The sequence below is a fragment of the Pseudomonas orientalis genome (assembly GCF_001439815.1).
Lineage (GTDB): Bacteria > Pseudomonadota > Gammaproteobacteria > Pseudomonadales > Pseudomonadaceae > Aquipseudomonas > Aquipseudomonas orientalis.
Genome location: NZ_JYLM01000014.1, coordinates 18,662 through 40,400, shown reverse-complemented (window position 1 = coordinate 40,400; position 21,739 = coordinate 18,662). Strand labels below are relative to the sequence as shown.

Annotated in this window: 17 protein-coding genes, 4 tRNA genes and 1 pseudogene; 11 read left to right on the top strand and 11 right to left on the bottom strand. The window is 61.1% G+C overall.

Annotation, left to right across the window (positions count from 1 at the left end):
- Positions 1–34: 34 nt before the first annotated feature.
- On the top strand, positions 35–442 hold the full coding sequence (locus TU82_RS25350) for a PA2817 family protein (RefSeq protein WP_057725964.1): 408 nt from the start codon (positions 35–37) through the stop codon (positions 440–442).
- 112 nt (positions 443–554) lie between these two features.
- Here TU82_RS25350 and TU82_RS25345 read toward each other — a convergent pair whose 3' ends face one another.
- Positions 555–1,487: a LysR family transcriptional regulator gene (locus tag TU82_RS25345; protein WP_057725963.1), complete on the bottom strand. Its 933-nt coding sequence runs from the start codon at positions 1,485–1,487 to the stop codon at positions 555–557.
- A gap of 90 nt (positions 1,488–1,577) precedes the next feature.
- Between TU82_RS25345 and TU82_RS25340 the strand changes: the two genes are divergently transcribed.
- Positions 1,578–2,204, top strand: a complete 627-nt coding sequence (locus TU82_RS25340; protein WP_057725962.1) for an alanyl-tRNA editing protein — start codon at positions 1,578–1,580, stop codon at positions 2,202–2,204.
- Positions 2,205–2,732: 528 nt separating this feature from the next.
- Here the strand turns inward: TU82_RS25340 and TU82_RS25335 are convergent.
- Positions 2,733–4,307, bottom strand: coding sequence for an alkaline phosphatase D family protein (locus TU82_RS25335; protein WP_057725961.1), 1,575 nt, complete (start codon positions 4,305–4,307; stop codon positions 2,733–2,735).
- A complete protein-coding gene (locus TU82_RS25330) occupies positions 4,304–4,858 on the bottom strand; it encodes a GNAT family N-acetyltransferase (RefSeq protein ID WP_057725960.1) in 555 nt (184 codons plus the stop codon). Before TU82_RS25330 ends, TU82_RS25335 begins: the two co-directional genes overlap by 4 nt.
- A 190-nt stretch (positions 4,859–5,048) precedes the next feature.
- On the opposite strand from TU82_RS25330, the gene TU82_RS25325 reads away from it, so the two are divergent.
- The 6 genes from TU82_RS25325 to TU82_RS25300 all read left to right on the top strand — a co-directional run bounded on the left by TU82_RS25325 (position 5,049) and on the right by TU82_RS25300 (position 12,277).
- Complete coding sequence (locus tag TU82_RS25325; protein ID WP_057725959.1) at positions 5,049–5,456, top strand: ExbD/TolR family protein; 408 nt, start codon at positions 5,049–5,051, stop codon at positions 5,454–5,456.
- Between the two features lie 2 nt (positions 5,457–5,458).
- A complete protein-coding gene (locus TU82_RS25320) occupies positions 5,459–6,187 on the top strand; it encodes an energy transducer TonB family protein (RefSeq protein WP_057725958.1) in 729 nt (242 codons plus the stop codon).
- 24 nt (positions 6,188–6,211) lie between these two features.
- Entirely contained in the window at positions 6,212–8,497 is a 2,286-nt protein-coding gene (locus TU82_RS25315) for a TonB-dependent receptor (protein WP_057725957.1), read from the top strand.
- 24 nt (positions 8,498–8,521) lie between these two features.
- Positions 8,522–9,169 carry a MotA/TolQ/ExbB proton channel family protein gene (locus tag TU82_RS25310; RefSeq protein WP_057725956.1) on the top strand — a complete coding sequence of 216 codons (648 nt, stop codon included), beginning with the start codon at positions 8,522–8,524 and terminating at the stop codon, positions 9,167–9,169.
- Between the two features lie 55 nt (positions 9,170–9,224).
- The gene (locus TU82_RS25305) at positions 9,225–10,442 is read left to right on the top strand and encodes a phospholipase D-like domain-containing protein (RefSeq protein ID WP_057726026.1); all 1,218 of its coding nucleotides are present in this window, start codon (positions 9,225–9,227) and stop codon (positions 10,440–10,442) included.
- Between the two features lie 95 nt (positions 10,443–10,537).
- Complete coding sequence (locus TU82_RS25300) at positions 10,538–12,277, top strand: dipeptidase (RefSeq protein ID WP_057725955.1); 1,740 nt, start codon at positions 10,538–10,540, stop codon at positions 12,275–12,277.
- 33 nt (positions 12,278–12,310) lie between these two features.
- Here TU82_RS25300 and TU82_RS25295 read toward each other — a convergent pair whose 3' ends face one another.
- Positions 12,311–13,966 (bottom strand): M24 family metallopeptidase, encoded by a 1,656-nt coding sequence (locus TU82_RS25295; protein ID WP_057725954.1) that lies wholly within the window; start codon positions 13,964–13,966, stop codon positions 12,311–12,313.
- Between the two features lie 82 nt (positions 13,967–14,048).
- On the opposite strand from TU82_RS25295, the gene pdxR reads away from it, so the two are divergent.
- Positions 14,049–15,530, top strand: a complete 1,482-nt coding sequence (pdxR, locus tag TU82_RS25290; RefSeq protein ID WP_057725953.1) for a MocR-like pyridoxine biosynthesis transcription factor PdxR — start codon at positions 14,049–14,051, stop codon at positions 15,528–15,530.
- A gap of 91 nt (positions 15,531–15,621) precedes the next feature.
- Here the strand turns inward: pdxR and TU82_RS25285 are convergent.
- The 4 genes from TU82_RS25285 to TU82_RS25270 form a co-directional block, all read right to left on the bottom strand.
- Positions 15,622–15,697, bottom strand: a tRNA-Gly gene (locus TU82_RS25285).
- A 3-nt stretch (positions 15,698–15,700) separates the two neighbouring features.
- Positions 15,701–15,776: transfer RNA gene (locus TU82_RS25280), tRNA-Glu, on the bottom strand.
- Positions 15,777–15,881: 105 nt separating this feature from the next.
- Positions 15,882–15,957 (bottom strand) — tRNA-Gly (locus TU82_RS25275).
- 1 nt (position 15,958) lies between these two features.
- Positions 15,959–16,034 (bottom strand) — tRNA-Glu (locus TU82_RS25270).
- A 358-nt stretch (positions 16,035–16,392) separates the two neighbouring features.
- On the opposite strand from TU82_RS25270, the gene TU82_RS25265 reads away from it, so the two are divergent.
- Both TU82_RS25265 and TU82_RS25260 read left to right on the top strand, forming a co-directional pair.
- Entirely contained in the window at positions 16,393–17,163 is a 771-nt protein-coding gene (locus TU82_RS25265) for a hypothetical protein (protein WP_057725952.1), read from the top strand.
- A gap of 117 nt (positions 17,164–17,280) precedes the next feature.
- Positions 17,281–18,093 carry an alpha/beta fold hydrolase gene (locus TU82_RS25260; RefSeq protein WP_057725951.1) on the top strand — a complete coding sequence of 271 codons (813 nt, stop codon included), beginning with the start codon at positions 17,281–17,283 and terminating at the stop codon, positions 18,091–18,093.
- A gap of 37 nt (positions 18,094–18,130) precedes the next feature.
- Here TU82_RS25260 and TU82_RS29645 read toward each other — a convergent pair whose 3' ends face one another.
- The 3 genes and pseudogenes from TU82_RS29645 to TU82_RS25250 all read right to left on the bottom strand — a co-directional run bounded on the left by TU82_RS29645 (position 18,131) and on the right by TU82_RS25250 (position 21,625).
- Entirely contained in the window at positions 18,131–18,973 is an 843-nt protein-coding gene (locus TU82_RS29645; protein WP_420893038.1) for a methyl-accepting chemotaxis protein, read from the bottom strand.
- Positions 18,974–18,991: 18 nt separating this feature from the next.
- Positions 18,992–19,216 (bottom strand): annotated as a pseudogene (locus tag TU82_RS29640) (HAMP domain-containing protein); the annotation flags it as partial.
- A 996-nt stretch (positions 19,217–20,212) separates the two neighbouring features.
- Entirely contained in the window at positions 20,213–21,625 is a 1,413-nt protein-coding gene (locus TU82_RS25250) for an aminotransferase-like domain-containing protein (protein WP_057725949.1), read from the bottom strand.
- Positions 21,626–21,739: the final 114 nt, after the last annotated feature.

Below are 21,739 nucleotides of genomic sequence, written 5' to 3'. Positions count from 1 at the left end.
CTCGCGCCCGTTTTTGCTTTAGAGGACTTATCTCGTGTCCAACGTCGTTGCCGATCATCTCGTCTTGCTCGACCACCTGCGTAGCATCCTGGTTGCCGTCGGCGAAGCCGAACAGGTACCCGAGGAAAGCCACACGCTGTTTATGGAACGTTTCGACGAACTGCGCGCCCTGTTGCCGATCGATCCTATCGAAAGCCAATACCTGGGCCAGGATCTGATGAGCCAGGTCATCCTGCGCTACCCGCAGATCGCCCACCTGGTACCGCGCGACCTGCTGTGGTTCTTTGGCGGCGATTGCCTGCACTTCATGCCCGACGAAGAACTGGACCTGTACCAGGCCTTGGAAGAACGTCGCCATGAAGCCGAGCTGAACGACGAACCGTTCGACTGGAACCAGGAAAAGCAACTGCTGGCCATGCCGGACGACCAGAGCAAGCACTGAGATTCAAATGTGGGAGGGGGCTTGCCCCCGATGAGGGTGTGTCAGTAGGCGCATTTTTGACTGAACCACCGCCATCGGGGGCAAGCCCCCTCCCACATGTTTAACCCCAGTTCTACCGACTGCGCAGTGTCGGCTCCTTCGCCATGCACTCCACCAGATAATCAATAAACACGCGCAACTTCGGCGGCAAGTACCGCGTAGGCGAATGCAGCAACCACGCCTCGCCGTGGTACGACGCAATAAAATCCCATGCCGGCAATACCTGCACCAACCGCCCCTCTTCCAAGGCGTGCCGCGCCGTGAAATACGGCAAGCTGCCAATCCCCACATGCTGCAACACCGCATCCAGCCGCACGCCCGTGTGGTTCGCCGCATACCGCCCGCGCACACCGACCGTCACCGCCTTGGCGCCCTGACGAAACTTCCAACGTGAGTCTCCAGGGGTTTCACCCAGGTAGATGCAACTGTGTTCCAGCAGATCATGGGGATGGCTCGGCGTGCCATGCTCGGCCAGGTACTGCGGTGTCGCACAGAGCAAATGTTCAATCGGCAATAACTGCCGCCCGACCAGACCGGGCGGCGGGCTGTCGGTGATGCGGATGCTCAGGTCGACATTGTCGTCGATCAGATCCACGTGCCGATCCTCAAGGATCAGTTGCACATCCACCTTGGGATAGCGCCGCAGGAACGCCGGCATATGCGGATGCACCACAAACCGCCCCACCGCCTTGGGCACGCTGACCCGCACCAGGCCCTCGGCTTCGTGGGTAAATTGCCCGCTGATTTCCATCACCGAACGTGCCGCACTGACCATCTCCCGGCACCGCTTGAACACCTCTTCGCCGCCCTCGCTAAGGCGCAGCTTGCGCGTGGTGCGTTGCAACAGGCGGGTCGCCAGTGCCTGTTCCAGGCGCGAAATGCTGCGGCTGACCGCCGAGGGCGAAACGCTCAGCTGCCGCGCCGCTTCGGAGAAACTGCCGGTTTCCACTACCTTGACGAAAATCGCCATTTCGCCCAGCAGCGGTAAAGGAAGATTGATGCTCATGACGCACAGGTCCATTGATATTTGAATGGATTATCACCTATAAGCGCACTATTTATACTGCCCGCATCAACCTGGATGCGGATGTAGACGATGACCGAGCGCCTGTTTTTTACCCATGATCACCTCACTGCCGAGCTGGAAGTGCTGAGCTGCACGCCGCACGCCGAGCAATTTGCCGTGATCCTGCAGTCGACGATTTTCCATCCCCAAGGCGGTGGCCAGCCATTCGACACCGGCTGGCTGGGCGACAGCCAGGTGCTGCGCGTCATGCAGCAAGCCGAGCATGTGGTGCATTACGTCAACCACCCCCTGGAACCCGGCCCGATCACTGCACGGGTCGATGCGCAACGCCGCGCGCTGCACACACGCCTTCATTCAGCGGGCCATCTGATTGGCAATGCCGGCGAACGCCTGGGCTGGATGCCGATCAAGGCCCACCATTGGCCCGGTGAAGGCAAAATCACTTTTATCCGTGGCGAAACCGCGCAGGACCTGGATGCGCAGGTCCTTCAGCAATTGGTCAACGGATGGATCGCCGCAGACTATCCACGCCACATGGCCCTGGAAGACGGCACCCGGCAAGTCGGCTTCGGTGAATTACCGGCATACGCCTGTGGCGGCACTCATGTTCAAGCACTGAGCGAACTGGGCCAGGTGACGATCCTGGCCCTCTCGGAAAAAAAGGGCGCGCTGTCGGTACGCTACGAAGTCAGCTGACACGCCGAACATCAAAATGTGGGAGGGGGCTTGCTCCCGATGGCGGCCTCCGGGCCGACCAGGATGCTGGATCAGCCCGAGTACATATCCGTTTCTGCGGTAACGGCTACTTAGGGTTCCGCTTTTACAGCGGCTCACTTTTGAAAAGCCGGAATGCCGGCCCAGTCAAAAGTAAGCAAAACGCTCTTGCCCCACCACTCGGCACCTCGCCCAGGCTCGGTGTGCCCGAACACAGGCTTGAATCCGTGGGCCGCCGCAATGGGCCATCCATGGCCCAGTGCGGCTAACCCGGCGTCCTGCCGGGTTACCCACGAATTCAAGCCTGCGTTCGGCCAGCGTGGTTTAACGGGGCGCCTAAGATCAAAAGCCAGATCAAGAGCAAGAGCGACTCGCTGCGCATCGTGGTTACGGTTGGGCGCTACAGAGTTGTGTAGATACCTATGCCCCGATGAGGGTGTGTCAGTCACTGAATGTATCGTCTGATACACCGCCATCGGGAGCAAGCCCCCTCCCACATTTGAAGCCGGCCTACACAGCCATCGCCCCTGCCCTGCCCGGCTCTACCACAAACGACTGCAACGTCGAGACCGTGGCTGCCGGATCGCGAGGGTCGCTGATCACGCGAAAGTGCGTGAGCATCTTCTGCGCGTCCAGTTCCACCGACACATACCCACGCTGACGGCTGTCAAAAAACTTCACATGGGGATTGAGCGGCAGGATGTTCATGAAGGCCTCATAGGGCGGGCCATCGGAGGTCACCGAAGAGCCAACGAACTCGGTCGCCACAACCGGTGAGTCCGGGTCATTGGCATCGGCGTGCAGGTCCGTGGCCCAGAACGAGTGGATATCCCCGCCCCAGAACACCGGATTACTCACGCGATTGCGCTGGATAGACGCCAGCATTCGCTTGCGGTTGGCCATATAGCCATCCCAGCCATCAGTCCAGCGGCCAAGCTTATGGTTGGTCAGGTCACGCTGCAGCAGCGGCGCTACCAGCAGGTCCTGGGCGATCACATTCCACTGCGCCCGGGACTGGGCAAAGCTCTGGTCCAGCCAGGCTTCCTGCTGCCAGCCGAGCATCGTGCGAGCCGGGTCACGCAAGTCGCTGCAGGGGGTGGTGACAATATGTCCTTGATGGCTGCCATTGGCCGCGATGCAAGGCTGCTCGGAACGGTACTGGCGACCGTCGAGTACATGGAAACGTACCAGTTGGCCATAGTCGAGACGTCGATAGATGCGCATGTCCGGCCCCCGCGGCCTGCTGCTCGCACGCAATGGCATATGTTCGTAGAACGCCTGGTAAGCCGCCGCCCGTCGCTGGAGAAACTGCGTTACGGGAATCTTCGGGTCCTGGGACCAGCGGTTGGCATAGTCGTTCTGCACCTCGTGATCGTCCCAGGTCGCCACGCTGGGCGCGGCGGCGTGCAGGGCCTGCAAATCGGGATCGGTCTTGTACAGTGCGTAGCGGTTACGGTAATCGCTCAAACTCACCGCGTTGCCGCTGCCATGGGCGCGGACGACTTTGCCGGAATCCGCCGCGTAGGAGCTTTCGTAGATATAGTCGCCGAGGAAAAACACCAGGTCGGGATGCTCGGCAGCCAGGTGCCGATAGGCACCGAAATACCCGCGCTCCCAGTGCGAGCAGGAGACGAACCCGAGCCGGGCGGACGCCATCTCATGCCGCGCAGGCGTCGTGCGTGCCTGGCCAATCGGGCTCTGCGCGCCAAGGCCCTCGAACTGATACCAGTACGGCCGGCCCGCCGCCAGCCCCGCCACCTCGACATGCACCGAATGGGCAAAGCGCCCGGTCGCGATCACCTCGCCCTGTTGCACGATGCGCGTCATCGCCGCATCGCTGGCCACCCGCCAACGCACCGGCACCGCACGCTGCAAGCCACCGCGTCCATCCTCGGCATTGAACAACGGCGCCAGGCGCGTCCATATCACAAAGCCATCCGGCAATGGGTCACCGGAGGCCACACCGAGGGTGAACGGATAATCCACGCCGGCACTGCGCGCAAACGGACTGAGGATGGAAAACGCCGTAGCAACTGCCAGCCCGCCGAGTACCCGGCGTCGGGTGTGATCTATATCGCCGTTCACAAGCAGCGCTCCCAGTCATCACGCACGATGGCAAACCCGAGCAAGTCCTCATAAACGCCGTTCTTTAGAAACGCCTGGCGCATGCAGCCTTCATAGCGCAGGCCGATCTTTTCCATGACCCGCGCCGATTCCTTGTTACGACCAAAACATTGGCTCCCCACGCGCTGCAACCCTAACTCGTCAAACCCGAAGTCCATCACCGCGCTCGCCGCTTCCGCCGCGTAACCCCGGTTACGGCAATGCGCCGCGACCCAGCCACCCAAGTGCCCATAACGATGCCGAGCATTCATACGCAGGCTGACCATGCCGACAAATTCATCGGTGTCGTGCACATGCATCCCCAGGTTCAGCAGCTCGCCGGTGCGGTACTTGTCGGCGATCCCGGCAATAAAATCCTGGGCGGTTTCCAAGGTGTAGGGCAACGGAATGTTCGCCGTGTTGTCGGAAATTTCCGGGCCGTTGACGAGCGTGAAAAGCACCTGTGCCTGATGCATTTCCAGTGCTCGCAACAACAGTCGCGGAGTCGATAATCGAGGCAGTGCAGTGGACATGGGCGCCGGCTCTCACGATAAATTTCTCAAGCATGTACGCCCTGGGTGTCAGTTTCGTTACGCGCAAAAACTGACCGGTAAGTTTTCTGAAAGACCCATCCTAGAGCCTCAAAACCGTCAATTAAAGTTAACCATTCGGTCATGTTTGCTTGCTAGCGTGTCGCCCCTAATTCAATGACGGGGCAACGGAATGAGAACCTGGGATGAACCCAAGAAGCGCAAGGCGCACATCGAACTGATCCCGATGATCGACGTGATGATGTTCCTGCTGGTGTTTTTCGTACTGGTGAGCCTGAACGTGATTCCGGCCCTGGGCATGAAGACTCAGTTACCCAGCGCCAGCAGTTCACAGCAGCTCAAACCGCAGAACAAATTCATCCTGACCCTGGGCCTGGAAGGCCAGTTGCAACTGGACGGCAAGGACCTCACGGTCGACGCGCTGGTACCGGCGCTGAAGGCGGCGCAACAGCCCGAGACCAAGTCGACGATCATCGTCAACAGCGACAAAGGCGTGGAAGTTTCGCGCCTGGTGGAAGTGATGGACACCCTGCGCCTGGGTGGCTTCACCTCCGTGTCCATTGCCACGCGTAAGTCTTGATCATGTACGCGCTGTTTCGTGTACGGCAGTTGCTGGGCAGTGTCCCGGCCCTGATCGCGCTGGTGCTGATTGCGCTGGGTATCCAGTCCCAGACGTTAAAGGTCGAGCCGGTGTATGACGAGTCGGCGGTCGAGCTGGCGTTGGTCGAGCCGGAGCCGGAAGTGGTTCCGCAACCTGTAATGGAACAGGAGCAGCCACCGCCGGTGATCGAGGATGAGGAAGCCGAGCCGGCCCCACCGCCACCACCGCCAAAACCGGTGCCGAAACCTGAACCCAAGCCCAAGCCGAAACCGGTGCCCAAGCCTGCGCCCGTGGTCGCCAAGCCAACGCCGACGCCGCCACCGGTGGCCGCCAAACCTGCGCCCGCAGCGGTTGCGCAGGCTGCCCCGACACCCGCCCCGCCCGCGCCGCCGAAGGTCGACAGCCAGGCCCTGGAAGGCGGTTATCTCAAGGGCTTGCGCAACGAGCTGGACACCTACAAGCAATACCCCACCGGGCGCCAGGCCTCCCTCGAACGCCCGAGTGGCGAAGTGGTGGTGTGGCTGCTGGTGGACCGTCAGGGCCGCGTGCTGGATTCCGGCCTGCAAACCCAGGCCCCGAGCATGTTGCTCAACCGGGCCGCCACCAACAGCTTGCGTCGCATCAAGCAAGTCAAGCCGTTCCCGGAACAGGCGTTCGGGGGCCGCAATGAGCAGCGCTTCACCGCCACCTTCAACTACAGCGTGCAATAAGCACCCGCCACCAGGACGACAGTGATGAAGTTCACCCGCATTCACCTGGCACTCGTTGCCGCGACCAGCATGACCCAGGCAATGGTCATGGCAGATACGAGCGACAGCGACGTCGGCACCATTGGGGTCCAAGGCAAGGCCAGCGCCGGGGGCGGTTACATGGTGCCCGAGGACAGCATCAAGGGCCGCTCCACCGTGACCAAGGAGGCGCTGGATAAACAGACGGCCACGGGCAACGCCATCGACAAGCTCAAGTACACGCCGGGGCTGAACATTTCCAGCGAGGACAACACCGGCCTGTCAGGCTTTCGCTTCACCATGCGCGGCATGAACTCCGACCAGGTGGGCATGTCGGTGGACGGCATGCCGATCAACGATTCGGGCAACTATGCGCTGTACTCCAACCTGCTGGGCGATCCGGAAAACATCGACCAGATCTTCGTCACCCAGGGCGCGTCGGAGTCCGACGGCCCGCACATCGGCTCCAGCGGCGGCAACATCGGCATTGTCACCATTCGCCCGACCAAGGAGACCGGCGCCTTCGTCAAACAGATCGTCGGCAGCAACGCCACGCGCAAAACCTTCGCCCGTCTCAATACCGGCGAAGTCAACGGCCTGAGCAACTGGCTGTCGGCATCCCACACCGAGGGCGATATGTGGCGCGGCTCGGGCGCCGTGCGCGCGGACAAGGTGGAATGGAACAGCTTCTTCGACGCCGGTAATGGCAACACCGCCAACCTGATCCTCAAGTACCACGAGCAGGACAACAACAGCTACAGCCAGTTGACCAAAGCGCAGTTCCAGCAAAACGGCCGCAAGTACGACCCCTACCCGGCAACGCCGACGGTGGGCAGCAACGGCAAGTACAACAGCTACTACGCCCTGGCGCAGAACCCGTTTCAGACCTTCACCGCCGTACTCAATACCCAGTTCAAACTGGCCGACAACCTGGCGCTGTCGGTGATCCCGTATTACTTCTGGGGCAACGGCAGCGGCGTCGGCTCATCGAGCTATGCGCTCAACCGTGGTTCGAACCAGGGCGGCGTATTCGACCTTGGCAATCTGCCAACCGCCGCCCAATACAACGCCGACGGCACCCCGAACAGCGGCGTGTATTACCGCCCTTCACGCACGCAAACATGGCGCCCGGGCATCACCACCAAACTGACCTGGGACCTGGGCGACCACAGTCTGCAATTGGGTTACTGGTACGAGCGCGCACGCCAGAGCCAGACCCAGCCGTTCATCCAGCTCAAGAGCAATGGCAAGCCGGTCGACACCTGGCCGGATTCCAACAGCGCCATCGTCGACGCCAACGGCAACCAGATCCAGGGCCGCGACCGCTTCACCGTGACCCCGGCGCAAAAAGTCTGGGCCCAGGACACCTGGTACATCAACCCGGACTGGACCTTTATCGCGGGCCTGGCCTACATGAACGTCGAGCGTGACGGCACCAACCACGGCAGTCTCAGCGAACAGCCGGAAAAGCGTAACCAGACCTACAACAAACTGCTGCCCAATGCCGGCCTGAAATACCAGCTGGACGAGCGTGACCAGTTGTTCTACAGCCTGTCGCGCAACATGCGCGTACCGCAGAACTATGCGCTCTATGACAAAGGCGCCGGTTCCATCGACCTCGAGCCGGAAACCAGTTGGAACCACGAACTGGGCTGGCGCTATAGCGGCGACGACATGACCCTGGCCGCAACCCTGTTCTACATGGACTTCAAGAATCGCCAGGTCTCCTCCAAGGACATCAATGGCGACTCCGCCGATATCAACGTCGGCGCCGTCACCAACAAAGGCCTGGAACTGGAGTGGAGCGGCCTGCTGCCCCACCATTTCAACTACTACACCTCCTACACCTACACCAAGGCCGAGCAGCAGGACGACATGACCGTCTACAACGCGGGCCAGGCCATCGCGTTGCCCACCAGCGGCAAACAGTTCGCCAACGTGCCGAAGAACATGCTGGCGGCCAACATCGGTTATGACGACGGGCGCTTCTACGGCACCTTCGGCGGCAAGTACACCAGCAAGCTCTACGGCGACCTGACCAACGACGAAGCCATTTCCGCGCGCACCGTGTTCAACCTCGGCGCGGGTATCTACCTGCCGGTCGACAAAAAGGTCGTGAAGGACGCGACCCTGCGCCTGAACGTCGACAACCTGTTCGACAAGAAATACCTGGACGGCGTGTACACCACCAAGACCAACGCCGCCAGCTACAGCGGTTTTCGCGATGGCGACCCGGCGTACATCGTCGGCCTGGACCGCACCGTCACGGTTTCGCTGGAAGCGAATTTCTAAGACTGACCCAAGAGGAACATCATCATGGATATGAACCTGCTCCACGACGTCACCTTCTATGTAATGTATGCCGCGATGGCCATCGCGATTTTCATCGCCATCGAGCGCGGCATCTACTTCGCTTACGTGCGCCGCCAGGCCCGCGCCCTGATCGAGGCGCTGGGCGCCACCGTGCACAGCGAACGCGACCTGCCGGACCACCTGACCCGTCGCGACAGCCTGCCGCTGAACATGATTCTGCCGGTATTGGCGCAAAAGGCCTCCCACGGGTCGCGCAAGGACCTCGACGACGAAATCGACACCCAGTACCTCAAGACCCGCGCCCCGCTGGCCCGCAGCCTGTGGATCATCGAGACCATCACCACGGCGGCCCCGCTGCTCGGCCTGCTGGGGACCATCCTGGGTATCATCGATACGTTCAAGGCATTGGCCACAGCGGGTGTTTCGGACCCGGGGCAGATTTCCGGGGGTATCGGCACGGCCTTGTTCGCCACCGGGCTGGGGATCGCCATCGCGCTGTTCTGCGTGGTGTTTCATAACTTCTTCCAGGACAGCCTGGAGCGCATCAACGACCAGCTGAAGATCCTGCTGATCCGCGCCTCCAGTGGTGCCCGCGCCCACGATGAAGTGCCGCACCGCGCGCCCACGCCACTGCACAGCCGCACGGCCTGACCTGCACGGCGGGCGCGTCATGGCCCGCCTGTTCTTTTTGCGCAATGAGACGCTTATGTCCCTTTCGATGAAGTTGCGTGTCGCAGGCCTCGCCGGCTTGCTCCTCAGTCCGCTGGCCATGGCGGACTTTTCAATTGCAGGGTTTGAACTGGTGCACACCGTGCCGGTGGACACCACATTGGGCACTGCCGATCTGCGTCAGCCGGGCCCGGTGTGGATCGAGCTGTTCGACGGTGCAAAAAACCGCATCGATATCGGCCAGTTCTACGCGGCCGACCATCCCGGCTCGGTGATGGACAGGGTTATCGAACACCTGGAAGCCGCCGGTAAACGCGGCGTGAAGATTCGTTTCCTGCTTGAAGAAAAAGGTATCAGGTTATCGGATGCGGCCACCCTGGAGCGCTTGCGCGCCATTCCCAACCTGACCTTGCGGGTGCTGCCCTTCGGGCAATTGAGCGGCGGGATCATCCACGCCAAATACATGGTGGTGGACGCCAGCCAGGCGTTTATCGGCAGCCAGAATTTCGACTGGCGCTCCCTGGAACATATCCACGAAACCGGGCTGCGCATCAGCGATGCAAGCGTGGTCGGCCAGGTCCAGGCGATCTTCGACCAGGACTGGCAAGCCCAGCAGGCCCTCAGCGACAACCAACCGGTGCCACTGCCCACCGCCGGCCAGGCGCCTGCGCGTACCGGCAACTATCTGGTGGCCAGCCCGCAACGCTACAACCCGCCCGGCGTGGGGGATTCACAACAGGAACTGCCGCGCCTGCTGGACGAAGCCAAGCAAGAGGTGCGCGTGCAATTGCTGGACTATGCGCCGCTGTCCTACGGACCGGATCGGACCCGCCCTTACTACGCGGTGATCGACAACGCCGTGCGCGCCGCCGCTGCGCGCGGCGTGTCGATCAAGCTGATGGTGTCCAACTGGAACACCGACCCGCTGGAACTGCCCTACCTCAAGAGCCTGGCGGTGCTGCCCAACGTGCAGATCAAGATCGTCACCCTGCCCGAGGCCAGGCAAGGATTCATCCCCTATGCGCGGGTGATCCACAGCAAGACGATGGAGATCGACGGGCAGGTGGCGTGGGTCGGTACCAGTAACTGGTTGGGCGGTTATCTGGACAATTCGCGCAACCTGGAAGTGGTGATGCGCAGTGAAGCGATGGCCAGGCGCGTAGGGCAATTGCATCAGCAGTTGTGGGACGGGCCCTATGCCAGAGCCTTGAACGCGGCGGATGAATACCCCGCGCCTCATCCTGGCCAGCATTGACCTCCAGCACCTGAGTAATGCTAGTGTGTGGAAATGTTTCTGACTTATCCGTCAGAAACACCCTACTCACTGCCTGCAAGGGAATGCCTCCAACCATGCACTTTCCACTGAAAAAACTCGCGGCTGCCACGCTGTTCGCCGCCAGCCTTACGGCGGCTACCACGCCTGCGCTCGCCAACATCACTGCCGAACAAAACACCGCGATTGTGAAGAGTTTCGGCGACGCATCCATCAGCGATTTCCGCAGTTTCCTCGGCACCCTGGCCAAGGGCGACCTGGGCAAGACCCGTGACGTCGCCCCGGCCATCAGCGCCTTTCTCGATGACAAAACCCTGAGCGCCGAGCAGCAGAACGAGATCAACCGCCTGCTTGGTATTTATACGCGGGTGAAGTACGGCAAGGCGGCCCTGGAAACCTTGCGCGAACTGGTGGAAATTCCGACGTTCAACGTAGACGGCCTGCCGCAGTACAAAAACCCGGAATTTCTCAAGATCGCCGACAGGATCCAGGCCCTGGCCAAGTCCTTCAACCTGAACTTCCGTAACGTCGATAACCGCGTGTATGAAATTTCACTGGAAGGCAGCGGTGACGAAGTGGTGGGCGTGCATGCCCACGCCGATGTGGTCCCGGTGACGCCGGAAAATTGGGTGCTGCAGGATGGCACCAGGCTGGACCCGTTCAAGGTCACGCTGATTGGCGATCGCATGTATGGTCGCGGCACCGAGGATGACAAGAACGCCATCGTCGTGGCGATGTACGCCATGAAGGTGATCAAGGAAGAGAAGCTGCCGCTGGCGCGCACGTTCAAGCTGCTGGTGGACACCACCGAAGAAACCTCCGGTGACGCCATTCCCTACTATTTCGAACGCAATCCCATACCGAACTACAACCTGGCGCTCGATGGCGGTTACCCGGTAGTGATCGCCGAAAAAGGCTCGGGCACCGTCATGGCCACTTTCCCGGTGCGCAAGGGTGAAGGCACCGGCGCGGAAATTATCGCAATGACCGGGGGCAAGGCCACCAACCAGATTCCATCGGTCTCGGTCGCCACGCTGGTCAGCGATAACCCGGCTGAACTGGCGGCCGGCCTGCAGCAGGCCGGGGATGACTATGCCAAGCGCAATGGCGGCAATTTCCAGGTGAGCGCCCAGGTTGACGGCAAGAACGTCAAACTGACCGTCACCGGCGTGTCGGCCCACTCTTCGGAACCCGAAACCGGGGTCAACCCGGTGGCACGCATGCTGGAATTGATCCACAGCGTCGATGGCAAGATCGCCCTCAAGCACAACCACATCACGGATGCTGCGCAGTATGCGGCGGACAACTGGGGCCTGGATTACCTGGGTGGCAAATTGGGCGTGGGCTATGCCGATGACTTCATGGGGCCGCTGACCACTTCGCCGACCTTTGTCGGTCTGGATGACAAAGCCTTCAAGCTGGCCGTCAACCTGCGCGCGCCGAAGGGTAAGACCCCGGAAGCGCTCGAGGCGCAGATCGAGCAGAAACTGAACGCCTGGAACACGCACGCCAAGGTCAACGTGAATTTCACCTATTCGCTGGACAAGCCGATGTACCGCAACCCCGAGGGCGAATGGGTAAAAGCCCTGCTGGCGGTGGCCACGGAAAACCTGGGCATGCAGCACAGGTTCGGCACATCCGCCGGCGCCACCTCCGTGCACGATCTGCCCAACGGCGTGCAATTCGGCCTGGCCCGCCCGGAAGAGAAGTACACCGGGCACACCGACGGTGAGTTCAAGACTGTCGAGCAGTTCCTGCTGGACCTGCAGATTGTGACTGAAATGATGGGACGTGTCGGCCAGTTGCCCAAGCTCTGACCCGTTCTCGAGCCCGCCGCAATGGCGGGCGCTTCATGCCTGCAACATCAGCATGTCCTCAAAGAACCCACCGACCGGCTCAGTGGGATGGCACAGCTGGATCTCGAGCACCCAGGCCATTTCACTCGGTGGAATTTCCAGCTCGGCCAATTGTTTGCTCTCGAACAGCGCATGGGGAAAATCCGCCAGGCGATGCCCCGCCAGATTGCGTGCCAGTCTCCAGCCCTTGGTCACGGCGCTCTGTTCGGCGAAGTCGTAGAGCTCGCGTCCGGTCAGGCCGCGCAGCCAGGCTTGGCGGGTTTCATCGAACACCTGGTGCAGTGCGGTGGTGCAGGCCAGGTGCAGGGGCGAGTCGCCGAAGACAAAGGTGTCGCCGTAGTCGCCTTCGTAGCCGTCCCACACCGGGCCAAGGTCGACCACCACGATATCGCTGGCGCGCAGCCTGCGCTGACGATCGATACCTTCGCGGGGTGGGCGCACCGTGTCGGCGCCAAACCGGATGTAGGTGGGATGCCAGGTGTGCGAAGCGCCCATGGCCTGCAGTTGTTCGGCGGCCATTTCCAGCGCTTCGCCGGTGGTCATGCCGACTTTCAAGCGGCTGGCGATGGCTGCCAGGGCGCGTATGGATTTTTCCCGCGCCGCCAGCATGCCGTCCAGGGAATAACGCGGGCCGACTTTTTCCCAGATCGGGTCGAACGCCGGCAGTGCTGTTCCAGCGCTCGACCGACCACTGGCGACAAACGCCTCCGCGATAAATCGATGGCTCGGCAACCCTGCCTCCAGGCATTGGGTACGCACCTGGCTGAGCAGGGTGCCATTTCCGCACGCATAGACCTGGGCCACCTCCCAGCGATACCCATGGCTCAATGCAACCTCCTGCACCCTGCCCTCGGCTGCGCGCACTGGATGCCAGCGAAACCGTGGATGTTCGAGCGCTGCTTGATCCAGGAAAGCGCTGTCATAAAAATCCGCCGAGTGTGCGCCGCCCCAATACAACGTCACTTCCACATCTTGTTTGAGCGCGCTCAGCAGGATCGGCTTGATGCCGGCGTATCCGGTGCCCGTGGCGAACAGGACCACGACGTCGGCGGCATCGTCCTGCCAGGTACAGGCTCCGAACGGGCCCTCCAATTGCAAGCGGTCTCCTACGGCCAGGCCATCCAGAATGCCCTCGGAAAAGTACCCGCCGCTGACCCGACGAATCTGGAAAACCAAACGCCCTCCGTCCTCGGCAGGCAGGTTGGCAATCGAGAAACTGCGCGTATCGCCGTGTTCCAGGCGGAACTTGAGGTACTGCCCTGCCCGTACCGCCACAGGTGCGTCCGGCAACAGCACCAACTCGATAACGTCGGCGGCGACTGCCTGCTTGCTCAGTACGCGTGCGTCAAACACCAGCGCAGGTGTATCCAGCGACCAGCCGGGAATTTCCAGACGCATGTCGGTGCAGGCGTGGCTCTGGCACAGCAGCATTTCATCGGCAGCCAGGGGGTAGCAAGGCGCGGGCGCGTCCGGGGCCAAACGCCTGGCCTGGTACTCGCCTTGGGTGACCACCACTTTGCACGAGCCGCACGCGCCACGGCGGCAGGAGAACGGCACGGCCAGGCCGCTGGCGAGCATGGCGTCAAGCAACAGCTCGTCGCCGGCCTCAAAGGTTTTGCCCGAGGGGGACAGTTCGATGACATGCCGCATGTGCTGAAGACCCGAGAATGAGTGAAGCCCGATTGTTACGCTAGACTAGGCCCATTAGAACCTCCAGTTTTGGATACTTCAGATGGTCCAGATGCGTAAATGGCGCCCCTTACTCAAGCTCGACGCAGACTCGCCACACGCCTCCTACCGCAAGATAGCCGAGGGCCTGGTGACAGCGATTGTCGAAGGACGCCTGCCGCCTGGCACTTTGCTGCCTGGTACGCGAGAAATGGCGCAGTTGCTCAACGTTAATCGCAAGACGGTCATCCTGGCCTATGAAGAAGCCTTGACCAAAGGCTGGCTGATCAGCGAGCCGCGTCGCGGCACCTTCGTCAATGCCCAACTGACGTCCCAGCAACTGCCCGGTCGTGCACCGCAGTCCTTCGCACCGTCCATACTGGCGCAACCGGTTGTGCCATATTTCACCCACAACGCCCAGGTCACCGCGCTGCAGCACCGGCATGACGCGCTGTTTTTCGACAACGGCACCAGCGACCACCGGCTGCTGCCGCAATCGGTGTTGCATCGTTACTACCGCAACGCCCTGCGCACCAGCTTTGCCTCCAACACCGTGCGCTACGGCAGCGAAGGCACCGGCTATCACTTGCGCTGCGCCCTCGCCGAGATGCTGCGCAGCAATCGCGGGCTGGCCGTCAACGCCGACAACATTTGCCTGACCCAGGGCACCCAGATGTCGCTGTACCTGAGTGCCAGTTTGCTGATCAAACCGGGCGATGTGGTACTGGTGGAGCGTTTGAGTTACCCGCCGGCGTGGGAAATTTTTCGTCAGTTGGGCGCGCAACTGGTCACGGTGGACATGGACGAAGAAGGCTGCCGTACCGACCAGATCGACCGTTTATGCCAGCAGCATAAAGTGCGCATGATCTACGTCACGCCGCATCACCAGTTCCCTACCACCGTCAGCCTGCACGCCGCGCGGCGACAACACCTGTTGACGCTCGCAGCACTGCACGACTTCTGCATCATCGAAGAAGACTACGACCACGAATTCCACTTTAACGGCCGCCCCTACCTGCCGCTGGCCAGTGACCGTTCCCAGCGCCATGTGATTTATATCGGCTCGTTATCCAAAGCACTGGGCTCGACGTTTCGCTGCAGCTATGTGGTGGCCCCCGCACAAGTGATTGAGGCCCTGCAGCGCAATGCGGCGCTGATGCTGGGGGATGCCGACGCCGTCGCCCAGAAAATGCTGGCCGACCTGATCAATGAGGGTGAGCTGAAAAAGCACCTGCGCCGCGTGTCGAAAGAATATCGAGTGCGTCGAGAGACGCTGCAAACCTGTCTGCACGAATCGCTGGGCGAGCGTATCCAGATACGCGAGCCCGAGGGTGGCCTGGCGCTGTGGGTGCGTTTCGAGGATGGAATAGACGTTGACCGGATGGTCAAAACCGCCCTGGGCCACGGACTGGTAGTGCGCAGTGGCCGGCAGTTCTCACCGATGGGCCAGCCGGAGAATGCGTTGCGGTTGGGTTTTGCGTCGCTTAATCAGGCCGAAATTCGTGAGGCTACGTTGCGGCTGGCTCAAGCGGCGAATGCTCTTTAGCACCATTGATCGTTCCCACGCTCTGCGTGGGAACGATCAAGAAATTACAGACAAAAAAAAGCCACTCGATTGAGTGGCTTTTTCTTTGAATTGGAGCGGGAAACGAGACTCGAACTCGCGACCCCGACCTTGGCAAGGTCGTGCTCTACCAACTGAGCTATTCCCGCAAATGGCGTCCCCTAGGGGACTCGAACCCCTGTTACCGCCGTGAAAGGGCGGTGTCCTAGGCCACTAGACGAAGGGGACACGCTACTGAAACACATGGTGTGTATTCCAGTGCCCAGAGGCCTCATCCGAAGATTCGGTCCTGGGTTCACTCAATGCCGCCCGAAGGCCACACTGCTTGTAAATTGGAGCGGGAAACGAGACTCGAACTCGCGACCCCGACCTTGGCAAGGTCGTGCTCTACCAACTGAGCTATTCCCGCATGGCGTCCCCTAGGGGACTCGAACCCCTGTTACCGCCGTGAAAGGGCGGTGTCCTAGGCCACTAGACGAAGGGGACACACGTACAACATTCACTCCCTACCGCGTTTCGCTGTGTGCTTTACGCTGTAAGTGGCGCGCATTCTATGGATGGATTCAAAGGTCGTCAACCCCCAAGGATAAATTTATTTAAATCAATGACTTCGCCGCCGTTTACCGGCCTGCGCGGGCATTCTCGCCGACCAAGCCCTGGCGCCTATATTCTGGCGCCCTGCAAGGCGCTATAGTTGCCACAGGCGAATGATGGCAATGTGCATGCATGCCGGGAACACTTACCTATATAGAAGACACTACCTGGGCAACTGGTCGAACAGTCCTATCCGCCGGATAGCTCAGTCACTACACTCCATAGCAAACCCCTTGAAGAGGTCACACCGGTGACACCACTCATGATCACCCTGCTGGTTATAGTCGGGATCGTAATACTGATCGCCATTGGCTACATGAACCATGTGGTGGAAAACAATAAGCTGGAAAAGAAGCGTACCGAGATCGAGCTCAATGATCGGCTGCGTCGCTGTGGTGAAATCACCGAGACCTTTCCCGGCCAATTGATGACCCCGGCGCTCAAGCTCTTGCTGACCCGCCTGGAACTCAACGTCAACCAGCGCCTGCTGAACCTCAACAAATCCAGCGCCGCGCTCAAGGCACGGATTACCGAGCTCAATGCACTGGTCGCTCAGGGCGAATCGATTCCGGTGGCCAACCCGCCCGCGCCGATCCAGACCGAAGCCAAGGCCAAGGATGTACGCTTTTTGCTCGAAGCGCTGCATGGCCAAGTCACCCGCGCGGCCCAGGACGGTTTTCTGCCGACCAATGAAGCCAAGCACTGGATCAAGGAAATCCGCCACATCCTGGTGCTGCTGCACATCGAGTTCTTCAACAACCTGGGCCAGCATGCCCTGCAACAAGGTCAACCGGGCCAGGCGCGCCTGGCGTTCGAGCGTGGCGTGCAGTACCTGCGCAAACAACCGGAGCCGGTGCTGTACAGCGCACAGCTGCGATTGCTGGAGGCGCAACTGGCCCGCGCCAACTCCACGGTGTTGACCAACAGCCAGCCGGCCGAGGACGAAGTTAACGAACTGACCCAAGGCCTGAAAGTCGTCGACGCCGATGCCGAATGGAAAAAGAAAGCCATCTACGATTGATCGCCTTCTGGCTGTGTGGCGACGTCCCGTCGCCACATGCCATCAAAATGCACCTATCCCCACGCCCCCGACTAAGGTAAAAAAGTGCCCCTCACTCCGTGAAGTTAGAGGCCTGCTATGCCTGTCGCCGTGATTGATGGACAACCGCTGCACTATATCGACCAGGGCACCGGCCCGGTCGTCCTGTTGGGCTCGAGCTACCTGTGGGACCGCGGCATGTGGGCGCCGCAGATCGAAGCGCTGTCGCAGCAATACCGTGTCATCGTCCCGGAACTGTGGGGCCATGGCAAATCGGGCCCGCTGCCCGCCAATACCCGCTCCCTTGATGACCTGGCACGTCAGCACCTGGTGCTGCTGGACCACCTGGACATCCCGCAGATCAACCTGGTGGGTCTGTCGGTCGGCGGCATGTGGGGCGCCCGCCTCGCCCTGCTCGCACCTGAACGCATCAACAGCCTGGTGCTGATGGACACCTACCTCGGCGCCGAGCCGCAAGCCACGCGCGAGTACTACTTCTCGCTGTTCAAGATGATTGAAGACGCCGGTGCCATTCCTGAACCCTTGCTGGATGTGATCGCGCCGATCTTCTTTCGCCCGGAAATCGACCGCGAATCAGCGCTGTATCAAGACTTTCGCACATCGCTTCAAGCATTTTCCCGGGAACGCCTGCTGGACAGCGTCGTGCCCCTGGGCCGCCTGATCTTCAGCCGCACCGACATCCTGGGTCAGCTTTCTCGCCTGGATTGTGATACCACACTGGTCATGTGCGGCGAACAGGACAAGCCCCGCCCACCCGCTGAATCTGCGCAAATGGCCGAGCTGATCGGCTGTACCCTGACCTTGATTCCCGTCGCCGGGCATATCTCCAGCCGAGAGAATCCGGACTTCGTCAATGAAGCGCTGCTGACCTTCCTCGCCAACCACGCCTGACCTCCCTTCCCCACTGATCGCAGCGCCCCGGCTGCGATCAGAGGCGGAAGTGCCCCACCATGCCCTTGAGTTCCGCACCCAACTGCGCCAGCTGGATGCTCGATGCGGCATTGCCTTGCATGCTCAACGCCGACTGATCGGCACTCGCCCGGATGCTGGTGACGCTGCGGTTGATCTCTTCGGCCACCGAGCTTTGCTCTTCGGCGGCGGCGGCAATCTGCTGGTTCATCTGCTGAATCAATGACACCGCTGCGGCAATGCTGCCCAGGGCGCTCTCGGTTTCCAACGCATCACTGACCGCCAGCTTCACCAGCTCGCCACTGTGCTGAATCTGCTGCACCGACGACTGCGCCGCGCTGCGCAAGGTGCTGACCAGTCGTTCGATTTCCTCGGTCGATTGCTGGGTGCGCTTGGCCAGGGCCCGCACCTCGTCGGCGACCACCGCAAAGCCGCGCCCTTGCTCGCCTGCGCGGGCCGCTTCAATGGCGGCGTTGAGGGCGAGCAGGTTGGTTTGCTCGGCGACGCTCTTGATCACGCTCAACACCGCGCCGATGTTCTGGATCTCCGCGCTGAGGCTTTCGATACGGGTGCTGGCACTGCTGCTGGAGGTGGCCAGCAATTCGATGCGCTGCAAACTCATGCGCACCACCTGCTGGCCGCTATCGACCTTTTCGTCCGCCGTCTGCGCGGCTTGCGCGGCCTCTTCGGCGTTACGTGCCACGTCGTGCACCGTGGCGGTCATCTGGTTCATCGCCGCGGCCACCTGTTCGGTTTCCTCCTTCTGGCTGCTGACCTCGGTGTTGGTCTGCTCGGTCACGCTGGACAGCGAATGCGCCGAGCTGGCCAGTTGTTCGATACCCGACTGCAACCCGCTGACCATATGGCTCAGGCCGTTACCCATCTGCTGCATCGCCTGCATCAGTTGGCCTATTTCATCACGGCGGCTGATCTCCATGCGCCCACTCAGGTCGCCGGCGGCAATCTGCTGGGCCACCGCGATCACCCTGCGCAGCGGCGTCACGATCAAGCGGGTAATCACCCATGCCGCAATCAGCCCCACCAGCAACGCCAGGGCGGATGAACCGATGATGAGCAGCGTGCTGTTGGCCAGTTGCGCCTGCATCGACTGGTCTTCAGCGTCATAGGCCTGGGTGACCCGGCTGACCACTTGATCGGCGCGATCATGCAACTGTTTGTAGACCACTTTTTCCTGGGCCAGCAGGCCGGTGTATTCCCCCAGCTTTTCGCTGAACGAGGCGATGTGCCCGGACACTTCATTAAGCACGGTCTGATAACCGGGGTCCTTGACCGAGGTTTTCAGTTGCTCGGCCTGAGCCAGTGCCTGGTCAGCCTGTTCGATCCTGCCCTGTTCGGCCTCGTCCGCGTCGGCCTTGCGGCTCTGATCCAAACGCAGCCGCGCTTCGTTCATCGCCTGCAGCATCAACCGCGACACCTGGCTCACCTGCCCCGCCTGCTCGATAAACTCGGCGCCTTCCTTGCCCTGGCTTTCCTTCAGGCCATAGGCACCGTCGTCCGCCAGGCCGGCCTGCAACACATCGAGATTATTGGCCACGCTGGACACCGACCAGCTGGCCATTTCCAGGGCCAGGTCCTTGGCCTGGGTCAGCTCGACAAATTCGTCGAACGCCTTGCGGTAGGCGGCCAGGGCCTGCTCCACCTCGGTCATCACCGGCACGTTGGCGGCGGACTGGTCCTTGAGGCTGACCGCCAGCGCAGTCAGCGCGTCGACACTTTCGTGCAGGGCGTCCACCGACTTGGGATCGGCGTGCAAGGCGTAGTCCTGTTCGATCAGGCGCACCTTGAGCAGATCACTGTTGAGCGAAGACATACGCTTAAGGCCTTCGAAGCGCTGACCTACAGTTTGCAGGGACCCTACGCCAATGGCCGCGACCAGTGCCGTCAGCAGCAGCACCAGGGTGAATCCCAAGCCCAGTTTTTTCGCCATACCGAGGTTGGCGAAACATCGTTGCGCGCCCGAAATCATTGCACCTGAGTCCTCTCGCAATGGCTTATGCCATAAACCCGCTTTACCAGCAGCGAGATTGGCAACCACGGGGCACTGAGCACAAGTCATTGGCGCCACAATAATGGCAAAAAGCTACATACCCGTCGTTTTCAGAATGGTCGAGGTCGATCTGGCGGGCCCCAGGGCACGGAACAGCGCCAAGGCACGCTGATCCGCCGCATAGGCCACGTTGATGCGCAGCCACTCGCTGCACTCACCCTTGGGGTTGAACAGCGTTCCCGGCGTCAACAACACACCCAGCCGGCGGGCACACGCCTGCACGCACGAAGGGCTTTGCGCGCCAGGTCGCGCCCACAGGAACATGCCGCCGGCGGGGACCGCAAACACTTGCCATTCTTCATCCTCCAGCACCTGCAGGGTGGCGGCCATTTGCGTATTCAGACGCTTGCGCAGGCGCTGCACCCACTTGCGGTACGTGCCGTTGGCCAGCAAGGTCGCCACCATCGCTTCGGCAAAACGCGACGTGCCGATGCCTGTCAGGGTCTTCAGATGCGCCAGTTGGGCGATGATCGCCGCACTGGCGCTCAGGTAGCCCACGCGCAAGGCACTGCTCAGCGTCTTGGAAAAACTGGAAACATAGATGACGCGGTCTTCATGGGGCAACGCCGACAACCGCGTGCAACTGGCATGTTGCAGGTCGCCGTAGACGTCTTCCTCGATGATCAGGAAATCCCGGCTGCAGGCCAGCGCCAGCAGCCGCTCGGCCACTGCGCGGCACAGACTGGTGCCGGTAGGGTTGTGATAGAGGCTGTTGATGAACAGGCACTTGGGACGATGGCATTGCAGGTGTGCCTCCAGCACCTCGATGTCCGGGCCGCTGCGCGTGCGCGGCACTTCGAGCAAGGTGACGCCGTGAAAGGCCAATTGCCGATAGAGGTTGCCGTACCCCGGGGTTTCGACCACGACCGTATCGCCCGCCTTGAGCAGGCTGCGTATGAGCAGGTCCAGGGCATGGCTCGCGCCGTGGGTAGTCAGAATGCACTCCAGGCTGCTGGGCACGTGGATCCGGGTCAGACGCTTGAGTAATTGTTCACGCAGGGCCGGCAATCCCAAGGGCGTGCTGTAGTTGAACAGCCCGGCGGTGTCGGTGCGACTGACTTCGCGGATCGCGTAGTTGATGTCATCGCTCTCGCGCCAGACGTCCGGCAGCCAGCCGCAGCCGAGTTTAAGCTCGCCCAAAGGGCCGTCGGTGAAGCTGCCCCACTCCAGTTCGGCGCCTTCGTACCACGGGTTTTCCTGAAGGGTCACGGGCTGCGCCACCACGAACCCGGCGCCGTTTTTCGAGGCCAGCAGCCCCTGGGCCGCCATCCGCTCGAATGCCTCGATGACGCTGGACTGGCTCAGCAGGTTGTCGAGGGCCAATTGCCGGACGGACGGCAAGCGTGTGCCGGGGCTCACCCCATTGTTGCGAATCCATCCCGCGACTGCGCTGATGATTTGCTGCACCACCGGTACTGGGGCTTGTCGATCAATCCCTAAATCCATGAGCCACTCACTTCAACTGTTTGTTATTCAACCCAAACAGTTAAGCACAGAAGCTCAAAAAAACCCGTCTCCGAAATTTATTAAATCATTGATTTAATTATATTTTTTACCTCA